This window comes from Hyphomicrobium zavarzinii ATCC 27496 (assembly GCF_000383415.1).
Classification (GTDB): Bacteria; Pseudomonadota; Alphaproteobacteria; order Rhizobiales; family Hyphomicrobiaceae; genus Hyphomicrobium_C; species Hyphomicrobium_C zavarzinii.
In genome coordinates this window covers 534,989-553,640 of record NZ_KB911258.1, presented here as the reverse complement: position 1 = coordinate 553,640, position 18,652 = coordinate 534,989, and the positions used below count along the sequence as shown (strand labels likewise).

At 65.2% G+C, this 18,652-nt stretch carries 24 protein-coding genes and 1 tRNA gene; 15 read left to right on the top strand and 10 right to left on the bottom strand.

The features are described 5' to 3' along the window. Positions 1-31 precede the first annotated feature (31 nt). From F812_RS0113830 to rpoD, 3 genes are all read left to right on the top strand, one after another. The gene (locus tag F812_RS0113830; RefSeq protein ID WP_020086583.1) at positions 32-502 is read left to right on the top strand and encodes a GatB/YqeY domain-containing protein; all 471 of its coding nucleotides are present in this window, start codon (positions 32-34) and stop codon (positions 500-502) included. Positions 503-724: 222 nt separating this feature from the next. Further along, the gene (gene dnaG, locus F812_RS0113825) at positions 725-2,731 is read left to right on the top strand and encodes a DNA primase (RefSeq protein ID WP_020086582.1); all 2,007 of its coding nucleotides are present in this window, start codon (positions 725-727) and stop codon (positions 2,729-2,731) included. 271 nt (positions 2,732-3,002) lie between these two features. After that, on the top strand, positions 3,003-4,982 hold the full coding sequence (gene rpoD, locus F812_RS0113820) for an RNA polymerase sigma factor RpoD (protein WP_020086581.1): 1,980 nt from the start codon (positions 3,003-3,005) through the stop codon (positions 4,980-4,982). 65 nt (positions 4,983-5,047) lie between these two features. Here the strand turns inward: rpoD and F812_RS0113815 are convergent, their stop codons facing one another. Continuing rightward, complete coding sequence (locus F812_RS0113815; RefSeq protein WP_020086580.1) at positions 5,048-5,497, bottom strand: hypothetical protein; 450 nt, start codon at positions 5,495-5,497, stop codon at positions 5,048-5,050. A 173-nt stretch (positions 5,498-5,670) separates the two neighbouring features. On the opposite strand from F812_RS0113815, the gene F812_RS23935 reads away from it, so the two are divergent. Beyond that, a complete protein-coding gene (locus F812_RS23935; RefSeq protein ID WP_051113837.1) occupies positions 5,671-5,865 on the top strand; it encodes a hypothetical protein in 195 nt (64 codons plus the stop codon). Positions 5,866-6,238: 373 nt separating this feature from the next. Here F812_RS23935 and F812_RS0113805 read toward each other — a convergent pair whose 3' ends face one another. The 3 genes from F812_RS0113805 to F812_RS23930 all read right to left on the bottom strand — a co-directional run bounded on the left by F812_RS0113805 (position 6,239) and on the right by F812_RS23930 (position 7,351). Beyond that, entirely contained in the window at positions 6,239-6,595 is a 357-nt protein-coding gene (locus F812_RS0113805; RefSeq protein ID WP_020086578.1) for a tRNA-binding protein, read from the bottom strand. A gap of 180 nt (positions 6,596-6,775) precedes the next feature. Continuing rightward, the gene (locus F812_RS0113800) at positions 6,776-6,970 is read right to left on the bottom strand and encodes a hypothetical protein (RefSeq protein WP_020086577.1); all 195 of its coding nucleotides are present in this window, start codon (positions 6,968-6,970) and stop codon (positions 6,776-6,778) included. 144 nt (positions 6,971-7,114) lie between these two features. Then, positions 7,115-7,351 (bottom strand): hypothetical protein, encoded by a 237-nt coding sequence (locus tag F812_RS23930; RefSeq protein ID WP_020086576.1) that lies wholly within the window; start codon positions 7,349-7,351, stop codon positions 7,115-7,117. 171 nt (positions 7,352-7,522) lie between these two features. Between F812_RS23930 and F812_RS0113790 the strand changes: the two genes are divergently transcribed. Further along, positions 7,523-7,888 (top strand): hypothetical protein, encoded by a 366-nt coding sequence (locus tag F812_RS0113790; protein ID WP_020086575.1) that lies wholly within the window; start codon positions 7,523-7,525, stop codon positions 7,886-7,888. Positions 7,889-7,891: 3 nt separating this feature from the next. Further along, entirely contained in the window at positions 7,892-8,500 is a 609-nt protein-coding gene (locus F812_RS0113785) for a nucleoside 2-deoxyribosyltransferase (protein WP_020086574.1), read from the top strand. Here the strand turns inward: F812_RS0113785 and F812_RS0113780 are convergent. Then, entirely contained in the window at positions 8,472-9,455 is a 984-nt protein-coding gene (locus F812_RS0113780; protein ID WP_026868121.1) for a zinc-dependent alcohol dehydrogenase family protein, read from the bottom strand. The genes F812_RS0113785 and F812_RS0113780 overlap by 29 nt on opposite strands. Before the next feature lie 117 nt (positions 9,456-9,572). Here F812_RS0113780 and F812_RS0113775 point away from each other — a divergent pair, with 117 nt between their 5' ends. Then, complete coding sequence (locus tag F812_RS0113775) at positions 9,573-10,049, top strand: YbhB/YbcL family Raf kinase inhibitor-like protein (protein WP_020086572.1); 477 nt, start codon at positions 9,573-9,575, stop codon at positions 10,047-10,049. Between the two features lie 132 nt (positions 10,050-10,181). Further along, positions 10,182-11,738 carry a diguanylate cyclase domain-containing protein gene (locus tag F812_RS23925; RefSeq protein WP_020086571.1) on the top strand — a complete coding sequence of 519 codons (1,557 nt, stop codon included), beginning with the start codon at positions 10,182-10,184 and terminating at the stop codon, positions 11,736-11,738. 24 nt (positions 11,739-11,762) lie between these two features. On the opposite strand, the gene F812_RS0113765 is transcribed toward F812_RS23925, so the two are convergent. From F812_RS0113765 to greA, 4 genes are all read right to left on the bottom strand, one after another. Beyond that, positions 11,763-12,311: a BPSL1445 family SYLF domain-containing lipoprotein gene (locus F812_RS0113765; RefSeq protein WP_020086570.1), complete on the bottom strand. Its 549-nt coding sequence runs from the start codon at positions 12,309-12,311 to the stop codon at positions 11,763-11,765. A 150-nt stretch (positions 12,312-12,461) separates the two neighbouring features. Beyond that, the gene (locus F812_RS0113760) at positions 12,462-12,941 is read right to left on the bottom strand and encodes a hypothetical protein (RefSeq protein WP_020086569.1); all 480 of its coding nucleotides are present in this window, start codon (positions 12,939-12,941) and stop codon (positions 12,462-12,464) included. 174 nt (positions 12,942-13,115) lie between these two features. Continuing rightward, positions 13,116-13,421, bottom strand: a complete 306-nt coding sequence (locus F812_RS0113755; RefSeq protein WP_020086568.1) for a hypothetical protein — start codon at positions 13,419-13,421, stop codon at positions 13,116-13,118. 169 nt (positions 13,422-13,590) lie between these two features. After that, positions 13,591-14,058, bottom strand: coding sequence for a transcription elongation factor GreA (greA, locus tag F812_RS0113750; protein ID WP_020086567.1), 468 nt, complete (start codon positions 14,056-14,058; stop codon positions 13,591-13,593). Positions 14,059-14,107: 49 nt separating this feature from the next. Between greA and F812_RS0113745 the strand changes: the two genes are divergently transcribed. From F812_RS0113745 to F812_RS0113725, 5 genes are all read left to right on the top strand, one after another. Beyond that, positions 14,108-14,527, top strand: a complete 420-nt coding sequence (locus F812_RS0113745; RefSeq protein ID WP_020086566.1) for a secondary thiamine-phosphate synthase enzyme YjbQ — start codon at positions 14,108-14,110, stop codon at positions 14,525-14,527. 53 nt (positions 14,528-14,580) lie between these two features. Beyond that, positions 14,581-14,874 (top strand): hypothetical protein, encoded by a 294-nt coding sequence (locus F812_RS23920; protein ID WP_020086565.1) that lies wholly within the window; start codon positions 14,581-14,583, stop codon positions 14,872-14,874. Positions 14,875-15,034: 160 nt separating this feature from the next. Next, on the top strand, positions 15,035-15,460 hold the full coding sequence (locus F812_RS0113735) for a ketosteroid isomerase-related protein (RefSeq protein ID WP_020086564.1): 426 nt from the start codon (positions 15,035-15,037) through the stop codon (positions 15,458-15,460). A gap of 50 nt (positions 15,461-15,510) precedes the next feature. Further along, a complete protein-coding gene (locus F812_RS0113730) occupies positions 15,511-16,101 on the top strand; it encodes a hypothetical protein (RefSeq protein ID WP_020086563.1) in 591 nt (196 codons plus the stop codon). Beyond that, positions 16,101-17,006 carry a carbon-nitrogen hydrolase family protein gene (locus F812_RS0113725; RefSeq protein ID WP_020086562.1) on the top strand — a complete coding sequence of 302 codons (906 nt, stop codon included), beginning with the start codon at positions 16,101-16,103 and terminating at the stop codon, positions 17,004-17,006. The genes F812_RS0113730 and F812_RS0113725 overlap by 1 nt, the downstream gene beginning before the upstream one ends. Before the next feature lie 63 nt (positions 17,007-17,069). Here the strand turns inward: F812_RS0113725 and F812_RS0113720 are convergent, their stop codons facing one another. Next, a complete protein-coding gene (locus tag F812_RS0113720) occupies positions 17,070-17,786 on the bottom strand; it encodes an SIMPL domain-containing protein (protein ID WP_020665381.1) in 717 nt (238 codons plus the stop codon). A 194-nt stretch (positions 17,787-17,980) separates the two neighbouring features. On the opposite strand from F812_RS0113720, the gene F812_RS0113715 reads away from it, so the two are divergent. Both F812_RS0113715 and F812_RS0113710 read left to right on the top strand, forming a co-directional pair. Then, positions 17,981-18,056 (top strand) — tRNA-Ile (locus F812_RS0113715). 304 nt (positions 18,057-18,360) lie between these two features. After that, a complete protein-coding gene (locus F812_RS0113710; protein WP_020086560.1) occupies positions 18,361-18,642 on the top strand; it encodes a hypothetical protein in 282 nt (93 codons plus the stop codon). Positions 18,643-18,652: the final 10 nt, after the last annotated feature.

The window sequence follows — 18,652 nt, the reverse complement described above, 5'->3', positions numbered from 1 at the left end:
CATCGCCTATATAGCGCCGAACCGAACTCCGATGCTGAAAGAGGGCTTCCCCATGCGCCAGCGCATCACCCAGGACGTGAAAGACGCCATGAAATCCGGCGACAAGGCGCGCCTTTCCACGCTTCGCCTGCTCACGGCCGCTATCAAGGACCGGGAGGTGGGGGTCGGCGGTGCCGCGCCGGTCGAGGTCGGGGACGCGGAGGTGATCGCCATCCTACAGAAGATGGTGAAGCAGCGCCGCGAAAGCGTCGCCACCTATGAGAAAGCAGGCCGGACCGACCTCGCCGATCAGGAAAAAGCCGAGATCACGGTCCTCGAAGGCTACCTGCCGAAGCAGATGGACGAGGCAGGCACCAAGGCGGCAGTGGCGGCGCTCGTGGCCGAGCTGGGCGCGGCCGGCCCCAAGGACATGGGCCGCGTGATGGGCGCGCTGAAGGAGCGTTATGCCGGCCAGATGGACTTCGGCAAGGCGAGCGGTGTTTTGAAAGACTTGCTGAAGTAGGCAGCAGCCAACCGGCAGCGGGCAGCGGCAGGTTCGGATTGGGGCCGCCTGGTCCGTGCCGTCCGTTGCCCCCCTGTGGATTGTGCTCACAACGGCGCTGGGAGCGGGAGCCGGTCAGCGAGGGTGAGGCGAATCACGTACAGTCCGGTCACGCAAAGCGGGCAGCTTTAAGCCCTCGCGTTGTATCGGTTTTCTGGCCTTTCCGGACCCAACAATTACCCCATGCGATTTTCGCCGCACCTTCTGGACGAGATCCGCGCCCGGCTCCCGGTGAGCCAGGTCGTGGGCCGCAAGGTTGCGCTCAAGCGCAAGGGACGCGAATACGCCGGCCTCTCACCGTTCAAGATGGAGAAGACGCCGTCGTTTTTCGTGAACGACCAAAAGGGCTTCTATCACTGCTTCGCGTCGGGCGAGCACGGCGACATCTTCAAGTTCGTGATGGCGACCGAGGGGTTGAGCTTTCCGGAGGCGGTCGAGAAGCTGGCCGCCGAAGCCGGGGTGGTGCTGCCCAAGGCCGAGGTCGAGGACAAGGAGCGGGCGGACGAGCGCACGCGGCTGCTCGCGCTCATGGAAGAGTCGGCGAAGTTCTTCGAGGCGGCGCTTTCCGGCGCCAGCGGAAGCGAGGCGCGCCGCTACATCGAGAAGCGGGGGCTCAAGCGGGAGACGCTCGCGGCCTTCCGCATCGGCTATGCGCCCAATTCGCGCTCGGCCTTGAAGGAGCATCTGGCTAAGGCCGGCTATACGCTGGAGGAGATGACCCTTTCGGGCATGCTGATCGCAGGCGACGACATTCCCGTTGCCTACGACCGCTTTCGCCATCGCGTGATGTTTCCGATCGCGGATGCCAGGGGCCGGATCGTCGCGTTCGGCGGCCGTGCGCTCGATCCCGACCAGAACGCCAAGTACCTGAACTCGCCGGAGACGCCCCTCTTCCATAAGGGGCACCTGCTGTTCAACGCCCACCGCGCCCGTCCCGCCGCGCACGACAAGGAACGCGTGCTGGCCGTCGAAGGCTACATGGACGTGATCTCGCTTGCGGAAGCTGGTTTCACGGAAACCGTGGCCCCTCTCGGCACCGCGCTCACCGAGGACCAGCTCAAGCTGCTCTGGCGGATGTCGGCCGAGCCGATCCTCTGCTTCGACGGCGATAGCGCGGGCAAGCGCGCGGCATTCCGGGCGGTCGACACCGCCCTTCCCCATCTGAAGCCCGGCGCGAGCCTGATGTTCGCCTTCCTGCCGGACGGACTCGATCCGGACGATCTGGTACGCCAGCAGGGACCGGCCGCGCTCGACGCCTGCCTCGGGCGGTCGCGTCCGCTGATCGATGTTCTGTTCGAGCGGGAATGGGGCCAGGGTGACTGGTCGACGCCCGAGAGGCGGGCCGGTCTCGAAAAGACCCTCAAGGGCCTGATCGCCCGAATCGAGGATGAAAGCGTGCGCGCCCACTACCGGCACGCCCTGAAGCAGCGCCTCGACGCGGCCTGGGGCACCGGGGAGAGCGGGTGGAAAAACTCGGGCGAAGGGTCGCGGTCCGGCGGAGGCGGCGGGCGCTGGGGCCACGGAGGCGCCACTTGGCCGCGCGGGTCGGGCGGACAGGGCGCCCGTGCGGGCGGAGCCGCTGCAGGCGGGCGCCGGGGCGCACCGGGGCGCAACTTCGCGCCCGGCCTCGGGCAGTCGCCGGAGCACGTTAACCCTAGCTCGAGCCTCAGAAAAAGTGCGCTCGTCTCGGGCGAGAGCAGCCTGCCTCCCCAGCGGGAGGCCCTGCTGATCAAGGTGATGCTGAATCACCCCTGGCTGATCGACGATCAGGCCGAATCCATCGCCGCGCTGCCGTTTACGTCGACTGCGCTTTCCGGGCTACGGGACGCGATCCTTTCTGCCCATGCCCTTGACAATTCACTTGACACGGAGACTCTTCGAACCCACTTGAACAAATCGAGCGTAGGCAAGACCTTGACCCTTGTCGAACGCGCGGTTTCGCACAAGTGCGATCGATTTGCTGAGCCCGACGCCGGGCGCACCGAGGTGGAAGATGGCTGGCGCCACGCCCTCGCGATGCACGAACGGCACGTGGGACTTCAGCGATCGCTCGAGGCGGCTGAGCAGGCTTGGCATGAAGACCGCAGTGAGGTGTCCTTTGCACGCATCTGCGATCTCAAGCGTCAGCTCGAGCTTTTGAGCGGTGCAGATTCATTCGATACAGCGGCCGTGTTCGGCCCAACGCCTTGACGATAGGGGGAGCGCCACGTTCGGAACCGCGACCTGCTCGGCCATTTTGGGTCGGGGGCTTCACCTCAGCGAGGTCGACGCCGCCGGGTTCGGGACGTATGGCGCGGCTTCCTGGTCTTCGATGCTTGGCGCCCGCTGTGCTCCTTCCGACAGAACCGGCACCTTCGACGGCCGGTTCCACCGCAGCCTCTTGGCTGGCGGTGCTTCACTCTAGACAACATGGGCGCCCAGGCTGCGCCCTTCCCTCACTCTTTGGCGACGGTTGAGACACATGGCAAACGCTGCAAAGAACGAAGAGCAGGATACCGCGACGGCGGAGACCACGGAGCGCGACAGTCCGCTCCTGGACCTCTCCGATCAGGCGGTAAAGCGCCTGCTCAAGACGGCGAAGGCACGCGGCTACGTCACGCTCGACGAGCTGAACTCCGTGCTGCCATCCGAGGAGGTCTCTCCGGATCAAATCGAAGACACCATGGCGATGCTCTCCGATATGGGCATCAATGTGGTGGAGACGGAAGAAGGCGAGGAAGGCGCGGATGCAGCCGCGCCCGACGCCGATGAGGAGGACGGCCGCGCCGTCGTCTCCGCGGGCCTGCCCGCGCGCTCCGAGACGCGCGCGGAACCGGCCGAGCGCACGGACGATCCTGTCCGCATGTACCTCCGCGAGATGGGCTCCGTTGAGCTGTTGTCGCGCGAGGGCGAAATCGCCATCGCCAAGCGCATCGAGGCCGGCCGCGAAGCCATGATCGCGGGCCTCTGCGAGAGCCCCCTCACCTTCCAGGCCATCATCATCTGGCGCGACGAGCTCAACGAAGGCAAGATTCTGCTGCGCGACATCATCGATCTCGAAGCCACCTACGAGGGTCCGGAGGCGAAGGCGCCTCCGCAAGTCGCGGGTGACGGCGAGGGCGAAGAGGAAGCCGCCGCCGAGGAAGGCGCGCCGCCTGCCCAGGGCGAAGGCGAGGACGAGGACGAGTTCGAGAACGCGCTCTCGCTCGCCGCGATGGAAGCCGAGCTCAAGCCCAAGGTACTCGAGACGTTCGACAACATCGCCAGCACCTACAAGAAGCTGCGAAAGCAGCAGGACAAGAAGCTGGAGCAGCAGGTGGCGGGCGAATCCGGCTCGCGCCAGCAGCAGAAGGCCTACGAGAAGCTGCGTGACGAGATCATCGCCGACGTGAAGAGCCTCTCGCTCAACAACGCGCGTATCGAAAGCCTCGTCGAGCAGCTCTACTCGATCAACCGCCGTCTCGTCGGCCTCGAGGGCCGCCTGATGCGCCTCGCCGACAGCTACGGCGTGCCGCGCCAGCAGTTCATCGACGAGTACTTCGGCAACGAGTTGGACCAGACCTGGCTCGACCGCATGGCCGAGAACGGCAAGAAGTGGTCGAACCTCATCAAGAACGAGCGGCCCGGCATCGCGCAGATCCGCAAGGACATTCACGAGCTCGCGACGGAAACGGGCCTCGAGATCACCGAGTATCGCCGCATCGTGAAGGCGGTGCAGAAGGGCGAGCGCGAGGCACGGCAGGCCAAGAAGGAGATGGTGGAAGCCAACCTCCGCCTCGTGATCTCGATCGCGAAGAAATATACCAACCGCGGCCTGCAGTTCCTGGATCTCATCCAGGAGGGCAACATCGGCCTCATGAAGGCGGTCGACAAGTTCGAGTACCGCCGCGGCTACAAGTTCTCGACGTATGCGACGTGGTGGATCCGTCAGGCCATCACCCGCTCGATCGCGGACCAGGCGCGCACCATCCGCATCCCCGTGCACATGATCGAGACGATCAACAAGATCGTGCGCACGAGCCGCCAGATGCTGCACGAGATCGGCCGCGAGCCGACGCCGGAAGAGCTGGCCGAGAAGCTCGCCATGCCGCTCGAGAAGGTGCGCAAGGTGCTCAAGATCGCCAAGGAGCCGATCTCGCTCGAAACGCCGATCGGCGACGAGGAGGACAGCCATCTCGGCGACTTCATCGAGGACCGCAATGCGGTGCTGCCGGATCAGGCGGCGATTGCGGCCAACTTGCGCGAGACGACGACGCGGGTGCTGGCTTCGCTCACGCCGCGCGAGGAGCGCGTGCTGCGCATGCGCTTCGGCATCGGCATGAACACCGACCACACGCTCGAAGAGGTCGGCCAGCAGTTCTCGGTGACGCGCGAACGTATCCGCCAGATCGAAGCCAAGGCGCTGCGCAAGCTCAAGCACCCGAGCCGGAGCCGGAAGCTCCGCAGCTTCCTGGATAACTGACCGAACGAAAAACCCCCGAGGAAACTCGGGGGTTTTTTGCTTCGCCGAGGGAGGGCGGAGCCCAGCTATTTTCGGAGCCCGCGCAGTCTCCAGATCGCGAAGCCGAAGAAGATCGCCCAGACCGTGATCGCACCCCCCGCGAGCGCGATCCTGCGGCCGGTGGCGGAGCCTTCCTCCGGATTGAGAGCGACCCAGCTCGCGACCGCCACCAGCATCGCGACGATGCCGAGGCTCAGAAGGATCTGCAAAGCGCGAACGGCGTAGGGTGCCTCGTCAGTGAGGCTTCCGTCCGGGTTGGCTTTTGCGCCGTAGACGATTCCACCGATGGCACTCAGCGCCATGCTGCTCGCCGCGAGCAGGAACGCGGATCCAGCGGCGATCAAAACCCAGCTCGGCGCATCGCCATCGCTTCTTCCAAAGCGGCCGAGGCCCGTCATGACCACGTACAGGCCGATGGCCGCGATGATGGCGACGAACGCGAGCCCGATGATGTTGCCTTTGGTCTCCAGTGTCATGAACCAAAGACTTGCAGATCGGAGTTTCGATTTCGTTGCCGCCCGCTTCAGGCACGGAGAACGAATTCCCTCGCGCGCGCTTTTCGTTCACATACGGCGCTGGTAGAGTCGTGCTCAATCAAAAAAATGCCGTTCTGCTTCCATGTCCTCACAAAGTCTTGGAGGTTTCGATCGTGCACGCGAGCCGTAAGCGCTACGGCAACTTGGGAAGGAATTCGGGGGTTCGCTTCTACGCGCTCGGGCCTTCGTCCATTCGCGTGTGGTTCAAGGATGGCGACGGCTATGACTACGACTATCGTCATCCGGGCCGCGAGCACGTGGAGACGATGAAGCGTCTCGCTGAAGAAGGCCGAGGGCTGTCCACCTAGATCAGCCAGCACGTTCGGAAGAACTACGCCCGCAAACTTTGACGTTGTGCCCGCTCAAGCACCCGACCCGATCAACACAGCCTCTCGATAACCAGGCTTCGATCCCCTTCTCCGGCCGTTCCATTCAAAGGCGGCTGGATGCCGGCCTACGCCGGCATGACGTTGGTGGTGATGGCTCGCCGCAATTGAGGCCGTCACACCGGCGTCTTGGCGGAGCCATGCTCCGCGTCACGGCGAAGCCGTGCTGCGCACGGACGACGGCCGTTACTCAGATCTATCGGCAGCGGTCCGCCCGGATCAGCCGCATGGCGAACTGCTGCCTATCAGGGTAATGGCACGCACGAAGGTGCGCGTGCCTGCGATGATCAGCGGGTCAAAACATCCTCCCGCCATTCGGCACCGCGCGCTCGGGATGGATGAGGACGACCTCGCCGTCTGCGTCGGGGAAGCCGAGTGTCAGCACTTCCGACAGGAACTTGCCGATCTGGCGCGGAGGGAAATTGACGACGGCGGCGACCTGGCGGCCGAGCAGGCTCTCCGGCGCGTAGTGCCTCGTGATCTGCGCCGAGCTTTTCTTCACGCCGATCTCGGGGCCGAAGTCGATGCGGAGCTTGATCGCAGGCTTGCGCGCCTCGGGAAACGGCTCGGCGTCCACGATGGTGCCGACACGGATGTCGACCTTGAGGAAGTCGTCGTAGGTGATCTCGGGGGCCTTGGCCGCAGTACTCATGGGATCGTCTCGCTCAAAAACTATAGTGGCGAGACATACGTCACACGTCCTTCACCCGTCGAGATGCGGAAAAGCGCACTTCTCCCGTGCTGACCGTTTCGCGCCTTGCCTCCGGGCTGCCAAACAAAAGCCCCCGAGAGAACCCGGGGGCTTTGTCGTCCGGCGCACCGGAGCTTCGGACTAGGCGTTGAGCCTGCTGCGGCGGGCGCGGAGGCTGCGGGCGAAGCGCAGCACGGCGACGGCGGCGGTGCGCCCTTCCCGCGTATCCAGCGCCGCATACCGGCGCGCCTGCGCCTTGGCGTGCTCGATGATGCTCTTGTAAGTCTCGTCGCGAACCTGGGCGGCGTTGGTCTGGAACACGCTTGTGGTCTGCATGGATGTCCTCCGAGCTGTTGAGCTACCGGTGGACATGTAGGAAGCGGACGTGGCGCCGCAACGGCGTTCCTGTGGCGAGAACATTACAAAAAATTCAAATCATTGCAGATGGTTGTAACAGACCTCACGGGGCCGGACACCGCCTCAGCGCAACTTCACGCGAGCAGCCTCCCAGCGGTCCCAGCGCTCCTGCTCGGCAGGCGAGCACCACGGATTGGCGTAGTAGCCGATGCGCCCATTGATGCGGGTGCAGTCCTTGACCGGGGGCGAGACCAGAGGCTGGCGAACGGCCGTGGTTCGTCCGCGCTCGGCCAGCGCGGCGGGCGGGAGGGCGCTCACCGCCAGGATCACGGCGATTGCGGCACGCAGGCTCAGCGGCATGGCGCTCCTTTCAAGCTGCTGTTCTCTCGTTCACGGCAGTCTCGCAGAGATAGCCCTGCTCTGTCGATGCATCCGTTCGGGCGCCCCGAGGCTGGAGGATAGACGCAGCACATCGTAAGTTGGCGCGTTGCGTTCCCCTTTCACTGCTTCGAGGCCGGCCGGAGACGAGATATGCGCGGGTTGACCCAGTTCGAGAGCCGCACCCAAACCGTGATCCCGCGGCACGCCTTCCTGAACCGGATGGCGCGCGCGATCGGCCTCTGGTCGTTGCTGACGCTCGGCGGGCTCGCGCTCGGAATGGCGGGCTATACGATCACCGAGGGCATGGGGCTCGCGGATGCGTTCGTGAACGCGGCGATGATCCTCTCCGGCATGGGACCGGTCTCGGAATTGCACACCACGGCGGGCAAGATCTTCGCGGGAAGCTACGCCATCCTCTCGGGGCTCATCATTGTCATCGGCGCGGGGTTCGTGCTGGCGCCTATCGCGCATCGCGTGCTGCACCGTTTTCACGTCGAGAGCGGCAAGGAGCGCTAGCGGGTGACGGAGAGCACGAAGGTAAGCGGAGCGCCCAGGGTCTATCTTGCGGGACCCGAGGTTTTCTTTCCGGACGCGCTCGCCCAGGGCGCGGAGAAGAAGCGGCTCTGCGCGAAGTTCGGGTTCACGGGCGTCTTCCCCCTCGACAACGCCATCGCGGACGCGGCCTCGCTCTCACCGGAAGCGCTCGCACGCGCCATCAGCCACGGCAACGAAAGCTTGATGCGGAGCTGCGACCTGATGATCGCGAACTGCACGCCCTTTCGCGGCGTGAGCATGGACGCGGGAACTGCGTTCGAGATCGGCTTCATGCGCGCGCTCGGGCGGCCCGTGCTCGGCTACAGCAATGTCGCGGCCGACCATGCGGCGCGCGTGCGGGCGACGCCGGAGGCCGCGCGGGCGTGGTGGGATCAGGAGACGAGGCAGGCCGACATCGAGGATTTCGGTCTCGCCGAGAACCTGATGATCGCGATCGCGGTGCTCGATACGTGCGGGCGCTTCGTCCTGCGCGACGTGGCGCCCGATCGCGTGCTCTCGGATCTGGACGGCTTTCGCGATTGCCTCGCGCTGGCCGCAGACATGTTCAGGGAACGAGAACGAGTGCGCCGGTGAGATCGCCGCGGCGGAGACGATCCAGGGCCATGTTGGCTTCTGCCAAAGGCACTGCGGTCGTGTGCGTGCGCACGGGCACGCGCGGCGCGAGGTCGAGGAACTCCTCGGCATCCTTGCGCGTGAGGTTAGCGACCGAGCGGATCACGCGCTCCTCCCACAGGATGCGATAGGGCATTGGCGGGATTTCGCTCATGTGGATGCCGCCGAGCACGACGGTGCCGCCCTTTCGCACCGCTTTCAGGGCCAAGGGCACCAGGGCGCCGACGGGTGCAAAGATGATCGCCGCATCGAGCGGCTGGGGCGGGGCTGCATCCGACGCACCAGCCCAGACGCAACCGAGCTCGCGGGCGAAGGTTTGCGCCTGGCTGTCTCCGGCCCGCGTGAAGGCGTAGCTCTCGATGCCTTCGTGCCGGGCCACCTGAGCGACGATGTGGGCTGCGGCGCCGAACCCGTAGATACCGAGCGTGCGGCACTTCCCCGCCATGCGCAGCGAGCGATAGCCGATCAGCCCGGCGCAGAGCAGAGGTGCGGCCTCCACATCGCCGAGGCCCTGGGGAATTGGAAAGCAGTAGTCCGCATCCGCGACGGTGTACTCGGCATAGCCGCCGTCGATCTGATAGCCGGTGAAGCCCGGGTGATCACACAGGTTTTCATGGCCCTCGCGGCAGTAGGGGCAGGTCCCGCAGGTGTGGCCGAGCCAGGGGATGCCGACGCGCTGCCCCAAGGTGAAGCGCGTGACACCGGCGCCCATTGCGTCCACCCGTCCCACGATCTCGTGGCCGGGGATTATGGGAAGCTTCGGCTCCGTCAGGTCTCCATCGGCCACGTGCAGGTCCGTGCGGCACACCCCGCAAGCCGCGACCTTCACCCTCACCTGGGCCGGGCCGGGCTCCGGGCGCGGCACTTCCGCGAACCGCAACGGCTTTCCCGGCGCATCGAGCAGCATGGCTTTCATGGTCGGCATACGGCGCTCCTTCATGGAACCGTGCGGAAAGGAGAGGCATTCGATATCATGTCAGGGGAGCCTGCCTTGATCGAGATCTGATCTCGACCCAGCGACGACGGAGGTGCCATGACGCTAACCCTGATCTCCCCGGCCTTCGCCGACGGCGCGGCCATTCCGAGCACCTACACCTGCGAGGGCAAGGACGTCTCTCCGCCGCTGATGTGGGATGGCGCGCCAGCGGGCACGAAGAGCCTTGTCCTGATCGTGGACGATCCGGATGCGCCCGACCCCGCCGCGCCCCAGCGCACCTGGGTACATTGGGTGCTCTACAATCTGCCGCCGGGATCGAAAGGGCTGGCCGAGGGCGTGAGCGCGGCAAGCCTGCCGGAAGGGACCGCGACCGGCCTCAACGACTGGGGCCGGGCCGATTTCGGAGGCCCCTGCCCTCCCATCGGGCGACACCGGTATTTTCATAAGCTCTATGCCCTCGACACCCGCCTCGAAGGCCTTTCCAGTCCCACCAAGGCGGATGTGGAAACGGTAATGAAGGGCCACGTTCTGGCCCAGGCGACGTTGATGGGCACCTATCTCAAGAGCCAGTGACGCACGAGCGCGGACGTCTTGGTCAACAAAAGCTTTCCGCAAAGGGCGGCATTTTAGGTCCCGTGTTGTACGCCCCTCAAGGACTCCCGGATACCCTTGGCAGTTGATCAGGGCAAAACGGGGGGATCCGCTATGACTCACGGTCACAGCTCGAATGGCGTTGCACTTGCGCGATGGGTTGGTCTGGCTATCGGCCTGCCGGCGCTCGTGGCTGTGATCCTGCTCGGCAAAGACGCCTTGATGGTCGTCAACAAGATCAACGAGAACGCGCTCAAGCGCGAGACGGCGGCCCTCGAGCGCGGCATCAAGCTGCTGGGCGAGCTGCACGCCTCGGAGCTGCTGTCGCAGACCATGTGGGACACCGCGTTCCGCAATGTCGTGCTGTCGAAGCGGCAGGATTGGATCCGCGAGAACTTCGGCAAGGATGCGATCTCTCCGGAAGGCATCCAGCAGCTCTATATTGTGGACTCCCGCAGCAACGTGATCTTCTCGAGCGAGCTCGAAGGCGCGCCCTCGCCGGAGCGCGGCGCGGCGCTCATCGCAGCGGCCTCGCGCCCGATCGAGCGGGCGCGCATGCTCTACAAATCGGCTCGCGCCGCAGGCGACGGGTTCGGAGAGCGCATGCCGGGCGCCATGACCGACGGCATCTACGTCAACGACCTGATCGGGCTCGACGGGCAGTCGGCGATGGTGACCGTATCGCCGTTCACGCCCGATGTGGAGGACCACGAGACACCGAACGAGCCGACCCTGCTGCTCGGCGTGCAGTTCCTGACCGAACCGCTGCTCGACAAGCTCGAGTCGCTCTCGCATATCGATGGCCTCGAGCACGTGCCGGCGAACCACACCGAGGCCACGGGCGAGCATACGCTCGCGCTCCGCGATGCGAACGGCAACGTTGTGACGCACGTGACGTGGGACTTCTCCTCGCCCGGACATGCAATCCTGCTGGCGGCCCTGCCGGCGATCGCGCTCTCGCTCGGTCTCATCGCGATGATGACGCTGCTCGCCGCATTTACCGTGCGCCGGCTGACGCAGCGCCTCTCCGAAAGCGAGCAGGCCGCCATCCATGCGTCACGCCACGACGCGGCGACGGGGCTCGCGAACCGCGGCTGGTTCATGAGCGTGTTCGCAAACCTCCTCACGCGCGCGGGCAAGCAGGACGGCGTATCGGCGGTGATGCTGATCGACTGCGACTACTTCAAAGCGGTGAACGATACCATGGGACACGCAGCGGGCGACGCCGTGCTCTGCGCAATCGCAGGCCGGCTCAAGGCGCTGAACGAGCGCCTCGTGATCGCAGCCCGCCTCGGCGGAGACGAGTTCGCAGCCGTCACCACGCCGATGGCAAGGCGCGAGGATGCGGCGCTCATTGCCGAGATCGTGGAAAAAGCGCTCACGCAGCCGGTCCTGTTCGACGGGCGTCTGCTCAATGTCAGCGTCAGCATCGGCGTGGCGGCATTCGAAACGCCGTCCACGCTCTCGATCGACGCCTGGCTCGCGAAGGCGGATGTGGCGCTCTACCGCGCCAAGCGTGACGGACGCGGCTGCTCGCGCGTTTACGACGAGGCCCTCGACACGGACATCGCGTCGGAGCTTGCCCGCACGCTGCAGCGCGCGATCGGATCGAGCGCGGTGGCGGCTCGTCAGCCCGAGGCGGTCTCGAGCCCGTCCGTCGAGGCCGCTTGAGACCAGCCGCGACCCGAACGACGCTCAGCGATCGATGCGGGAGATCTTCGAGCCCTCGAGCGTAAGATTGTACATCAGACCCTTCTGATCGAGAATGAAGCCGATGACGGGCTTCGTGATCTGATTGGTGTCGACCGACCCGCCGACGCCCACGGTGACGAGCGCCACGGAGCCGTCCACGCCGACCTTCCAGCCGTGCTTGCGGCGGAAGCTGCCGAGCGCCTCCTCGGTCATGAAGAGGATGATGACGGTACGCGCTTGCACGCCGAGCTGGAAGCCGACGGACGCGGAGACCGTGTTGTAGTAGGCTTCTGTGCGCCCGTGGCGGCGCAACGCGCCCTCGCCGTACTCGCCGCCGAAGCCCATTCCCGCCTTCACGACGGAGGGAAACACCAGAACGGCGGCCGCATCGCGCACAAGCTCCCGGGACCCGCCGACGGTGCGATAAAAGCGGTGGAGCGCGGCGTCGACATCGGTATCGATCTCGTAGCCGGAGGCGGCGCTGGCATCCCGTGCCGCCCCGACCAAAAGGGCTAAGGCCAGGACGACGTTGAGGGCGAGCATCTTCGGCATAGGTCGTCTCTTCCTGTTCTGGCAGGCGCAAAGCCCGCGAATCAATCCGGTGCCGCTCACCGGTGCGTAAAAGCTACGGATATCCCGTGGAGCCAATGTGGCACGGATTTGCCGGGAACATGCCATCGGGAAGGCAGAAACGGGCTAACCTCAGCAGAACAGGCACGCGCTGCACATGGTTTTGGCTTCCGAGATGTGCCCGTCGATGATGCGCGCATACTCGGTGAGCTTCGACTTCCAGCTCTCGCAGAGCGCCTTCTTCTTCTCGGGCTCTCCGTGGGCCGTTTCCCAGCCTTTGAGATATTCGGATTTCTTGGCGCGGAAGACGGCCGCCACCCTGCGCAGCGAACGAACCTCGACGCAGGGGCTTACCGCCGCCCAGGTGCGTCCCTGAAGGTTGAGCTTCTTGCCGCAGAACTCCTGCAGGGCGTCCACGGTCGCGTATTCGTCGACGCGGCGCCACAGCGTCTCGCGCTCGGTCTTGCTCATGCTGTTGAGGCCGAGCTTCACCTCGACGAGGCGAGCGTCCGCCTGTTCTTGAGCACGTGCCAAGCCGACCGCTGCGGCGAGCGCCGCCGCCATCAGCAACAGCGCCCCGTACCTGATCGTAGACCGTCCCAGAGCCTGCATGCTCACCCCCGGACCGCGTATCTTTCCTTAAGTGCCGACTCTAAATCTTGCGCGGACCCTTCGGCAAGTCTTCCGGCCACCCGGCGGCACGCGCGGGGGAGGCCGTGTGTCCAAAAAATCAGGGCCGGGGCATGCTCGCACGCCTCGGCCCCGATGGGAAAATTCAATGCCCGATCAGAAGTTGGGACGAGCCTTGACCTCGCATTCGGTCTTGCGGCCGCGCTCGATTTCGCACTCGATCTTCTTCTCGGTTGCGGTGCGCCAGCGCGGGGTGTGGCCGGTCTCTTCGCGCACCTCACGCTTCCAGTCGGCGATGGCGGCCGAGATGGCGGCATCGCGTGCCGCAGGGCCGACGCCCATCACCTCTGCCTCGCCGCTCTCCCGGTCCGCGCGGTGGCCTGCGACCGCGGCGGTGGCGGCCGTGACTGCCAAACAAGAAACTGCAAGCGCGGCGATGCCTGCGCGGAGGACGGTGCTCATTCTGAAATCTCCTGGATACTGAGTGATTGCCGGGCCCCGACGGCACCGAGCAAAAGCGTGATAGGCCGCCTCGCTCGTTGATGCTGTTTCCTAAGGAACAGGACCAACTTCGGCTGCCGGCCTTCTTAACCACGCCTTTTCCGGGGTGGCGCTTTTGATGCGGAGCGCGCTAGGCGATGGCGATGATCTCGACCTCGCCCGCTCCAGCGGTGGCCGTGTCGCCCACGGACTTGCCGAGGAGCGCGCGCGCGAGCGGCGACACATAGGAGAGCGTGCCTTTGCCGGGATCCGCCTCGTCCTCTCCGACGATGCGATAGGTCTGGCGCCGGCCGTCGGCGCGCTCGATCGTCACGCGAGCGCCGAAGCGCACCTCGCTGGTGTCGGATTGCGCGGGCACCAACTCGGCGGAGGCGCGGCGCGCGGACCAATACCGCAGATCGCGCGCGGCGGCGTTGAGGGCGGCGCGATCACCCGCGCTCTGCGCTTCCGCATAAGCGCGCGACAGGCGTGCGACCTCGCTCTCGATCTGCGCGAGGCCTTGCTCGGTGACGAGGTTGGGGTTCTCGGACACCAGACGCTCGGGAAGCTCCTCGAACGCATCGAGGCCATCCGGTTCTTTGACGAATGCTCTGCTCATGGGGCTAATATAAGCACGACAAGGGAAAAATCACGAGGAACACGCGCGGATGCGCCAAGCGCAAAAGGAAATCACGGTCGCGACATCCGGTCAGGGTCTGTACGAGATCAGCGCGACCGCACACGCGTTCACGCGAGAAAGCGGCATCGGCATCGGGCAGCTCACCGCGTTTTGCCGCCACACGTCGGCATCTCTCGTCATCCAGGAAAATGCGGACCCTGACGTTCAGCGTGACCTCGTCGCGTTCTTCCGCAGGCTGGTGCCGGACGGCGATCCGCTGTTCGTGCACACGATGGAGGGACCCGACGACATGCCCGCGCACGTCAAAAGCGCGCTGACGCAGACGTCACTCACGATTCCGATTCATAACGGCAATCTCGTGCTCGGCACCTGGCAGGGACTTTATCTCTTCGAGCATCGCCGACAGCCGCATCAGCGAAAGATCGTGTTGCATGTGTTGGGCGCGTAACCCACACTCACAAGTCTGACAATCGCATTCGCATTTCGACAGGAGATCATCACATGGCGAAGAACAAGGAAGCGGGCGACGATCGCCGCGTGGGCGCGGTGAAGAAGCGCTCGCAGATCAAGAACAAGTTGACCGGCACCTGGACGAAGCGGGACGACAAGACCGGCAAGTTCCTCGACGTCAAAGCGGACAAGAAGCCGTTCAAGGGTGTCCGTAAGAAGGTCAAGGCCGCCGCGAAGCCGACTGCTGCCAAGAAGTCTGCCGCCAAGAAAGCGCCGGCCAAGAAGGTCGTTAAGCGCGTCGTCAAGAAGGCGCCCGCCCGCAAGACGGCCGCCAAGAAGCGGTAGCACGGGGCCGATCAGCGTTAACGAATCGGCCGACAATCCAGGGGCGGCGGACGGTTGCCGCGCGATGCTCTTTGTCGCGCAGCGATTCTCCGCCGCCCCTTTGAGTAGCAGGCCGCAACCTGCTAAGGAGGCCTCCAATCTCAATTCAAGGGAGGCTCCCATGAGCGACGCCGAAAGCAAGACCCGCATCGAGACGGCCAAGCTGATCCGCAGCTATTACGACGCCTTCAACTCGGGCGACAGCGAGGGCATGCTCGCCCACCTCACCGACGACGTGATCCACGACGTGAACCAAGGTGAGCGCCGCGTCGGCAAGGACAAGTTCCGCGCGTTCAACGCGCGCATGACGCATCACTACAAGGAGCTCCTGACCGAGATCGTGGTGCTCGTCTCGAAGGATGGCACGCGGGCTGCCGCCGAGTTCAACGTGAACGGCACCTACATCAACACCGACAGCGAGCTGCCGCCTGCCAAGGGCCAGACCTACGTTCTGCCGGCCGGCACCTTCTTCGCGATCCGCGACGGCAAGATCTCGCGCGTCACCACCTACTACAACCTCACCGACTGGATCGCTCAGGTCGCCTGATAGTTCAGCCTAATTGGTCTGGCCCGCCTCCCCTTCGAGAAGGAGACGAGATGAGCATCGACGTTCGCGCGCTCACCGGAGACGACATCAAGACGGTTCTTCCCGATCTTGCCCGGCTTCGCATCACCGTGTTCCGCGACTGGCCGTACCTCTACGACGGCACGCTGGAGTACGAGGAGGAGTATCTCGCCAAGTTCGCCAAGGCGAAGGGCGCCGTTTGCGTGGTCGCGCGCGACGGCGATCTCGTGGTCGGCGCCTCCACGGGGGCGCCGATGATCGAGCACGCGGACGAGTTCGGCGAGCCGTTCCGGAAAGCGGGCTACGATCTCTCCAAGATCTTCTATTGTGGCGAGAGCGTTCTGCTCACAAGCCATCGCGGGCATGGGCTCGGGCACAAGTTCTTCGAGCTTCGCGAGGCGCAGGCCTACGCCCTGGGCGGCTTCACCCACTCGACCTTCTGCCGCGTGGTGCGCCCTGACGACCATCCCCTGAAGCCCAAGGACTACATCCCGCTCGATGTGTTCTGGGGCAAGCGCGGCTATGCTCCGGTTCCCGGCCTCACCGCCACCTACGACTGGAAAGACGTGGATCAGGCCGAAGAAACCACGCACGTGATGCAGTTCTGGATGAAAAAGCTCTGATGGCCGCTCCGCAAACTCTCAAGATCGCCGCTGCCCAGTATCCGATCGGCCAGCCCGGCTCGCTTGGCGAGTGGGAAGACAAGATCGCGACGTGGGTGCACGCGGGCGCGGCAACGGGCGCCGAGCTTCTCGTCTTTCCGGAATACGCTGCGATCGAGCAAGCCGCCTGCTTTGGCCCCGAGGTCTACAACGATCTCACCACGACGCTCGAACGGGTGGCGGAGCTGGCGCCGGCGCGCGTCGCGCTTCACGCTGCGCTCGCGAAGAAGCACAACGTTCACATCCTCGTGGGCTCTGGTCCCGCCAAGGACGGGCACCGCTTCGTCAACGCAGCCCAGCTCGTCACTCCCGCGGGGTCCGTGGGCGTGCAGGAAAAGCTGATCATGACGCCGTTCGAGCACGACTGGGGCGTGACGGCGGGCGGACCGCTGCGCGTGTTCGAGACGCGGCTCGGCAAGATCGCGGTGCTGATCTGCTACGACAGCGAGTTTCCCCTGCTTGCCCGCGCGGCCGTGGAGGCCGGCACGGATGCGATCCTGGTTCCCTCCTGCACCGAGCGCATATCGGGCTATCATCGCGTGCGCACCGGCTCCAAGGCGCGCGCGCTCGAGAACACCATCGTCACCGTGCAGAGCCCGACTGTGGGAGATGCCGTGTGGTCTCCGGCCGTGGATCACAACGTGGGTGCTGCCGGCATCTACGTGCCGCCCGAGAACGGTGTGAGCGACGACGGCATCCTGGCCCAGGGGACGCTCAACGAGTCGATGTGGGTCTCGGCTGCGGTCGATCTCGCGGCGCTGAGGCGGCTGCGCACGAGCGGCGAGATGCGCAACTTTGGCGACTGGCCATCGCAGCCCGGCGCTGAGCCGCTGAAGCACACGGTCGAGACGGTGACGCTCGCCTAGAGCGCGCAGCAGACGTGGTGTGCGGCGCCGCCGGAAACCGGCGGCACCGCGTTCTCTTTGTTCTTACTTCAGCTTCCAGGTGACAGTGACACGCGCTTCGAGCGTCTCGCTGCCGCTTTCGATCGGCGCTGCGTCCATCTTGGCGGCGCGTGCCACCCCCATCGGGCGCGGTCCGCCGTAGCCGACCTCCTCGGCGATCGAGACGACCTCGCCAACGTCGGCACCGGCGGCCTTGGCCAGAAGCTCGGCGCGCCTACGGGCGTTCGCCACGGCTTCCTTTCGCGCGTCGTCCTTCAGCGTCTCTTCCTTGCTCACGACGAAGTTGAGGCCGTTGATCTGGTTTGCGCCGAGGCTCACGAGCTTGTCGAGAAGCGCGCCGAGCGACTTCGGATCGCGGATCAGGATCTCGACCTGATTGGAGACCACGTAGCCGTCGATGACGGGCGGTGCGCCGTCGCGCGGCGAGGTGTAGCGCGGATTGACGCTGAAGTTGCTCGTCTGAATATCCTTGGCGTCGATGCCGCTCTCCTTGAGGCCCGCAACGACCGCCTTCATCTTCTCGGTGTTGGCGGAGAGCGCGGCCTCGGCCGTGTTCGCTTCGGCCGTGACACCCGACGAGAGGCGCACCTGATCGGGCTCAGCCGTCACGTAACCGGTTGCGGATACGGTGATCAGACGGTCCATGATCTTGTCCTCGGCGCGGAGCGGGGTCGCAAACATCAGCATGGCAGACGCAGCGGCGAACACCGCTGCAGGCCCCAGTTTCGTCGTCAGTCGCATAAAGTCCTCCTGTTGGGAGCTTTTGCGATAGGACATGTTCGGGGAGGAATGAAGGCCGGGCGCGGCAAGCCTGACGGCTGGCGGCGCGTGCGAACTCTGTTATAGAGGGTCCCCGCCCTCCTGGAGCCGGCCCTCTTCGCGGCATCGGCTCCTTGCCGGCCTGCACCGGCCGGCCCGGACGCGTTCCGGCACGGGGGCCCGTAGCTCAATGGTTAGAGCTGGCGGCTCATAACCGCCTGGTTCCAGGTTCGAGTCCTGGCGGGCCCACCACTTTTGCTTGCGCGCAGCCGCCACACCAACCCTGCGCGCGATGGTTCCGGATCGAGGATCCTCCTCTCACCTCCACCACTTTTGCTTGCGCGCAGCCGCCACACCAACCTGCGCGCGATGGTTCCGGATCGAGGATCCTCCTCTCACCTCCACCACTTTTGCTTGCGCGCAGCCGCCACACCAAATTTGCGCTGCCGGTCCCGGTTTTCGTTCGATGTCTGTGGATCGTGCGCAGAAGGATGGCCCGTTGGGCTGTGAAATCGGGTTAACCTTGTCTCCGTGGTCCTTTCCGGCGGAGGCTCTCATGCTCGACACGCGCCCGACTGACGACACCACGCTGCGCTGCGAAGCCCTGTTCGACCGGGTGGCGGCGACGCCAATCGGAAAAAACCCGCACGCGCTCAGGGTCGTGCTCGCCGAGTGCGACGCGCTCGAACGTTCCATTCGCAATCCCTCGGCGATCTGCCGTCTGCGGGACATGCGCCACTGGCTGCGCCTTGCCTATGGCGATGCGCTTCATGGCTATCCTGCCGATCAGCTCCGCCGCATCGTGCTCGATGCGATCTCGGGGCTCGCTCATCATTGAGCCCTGAGCG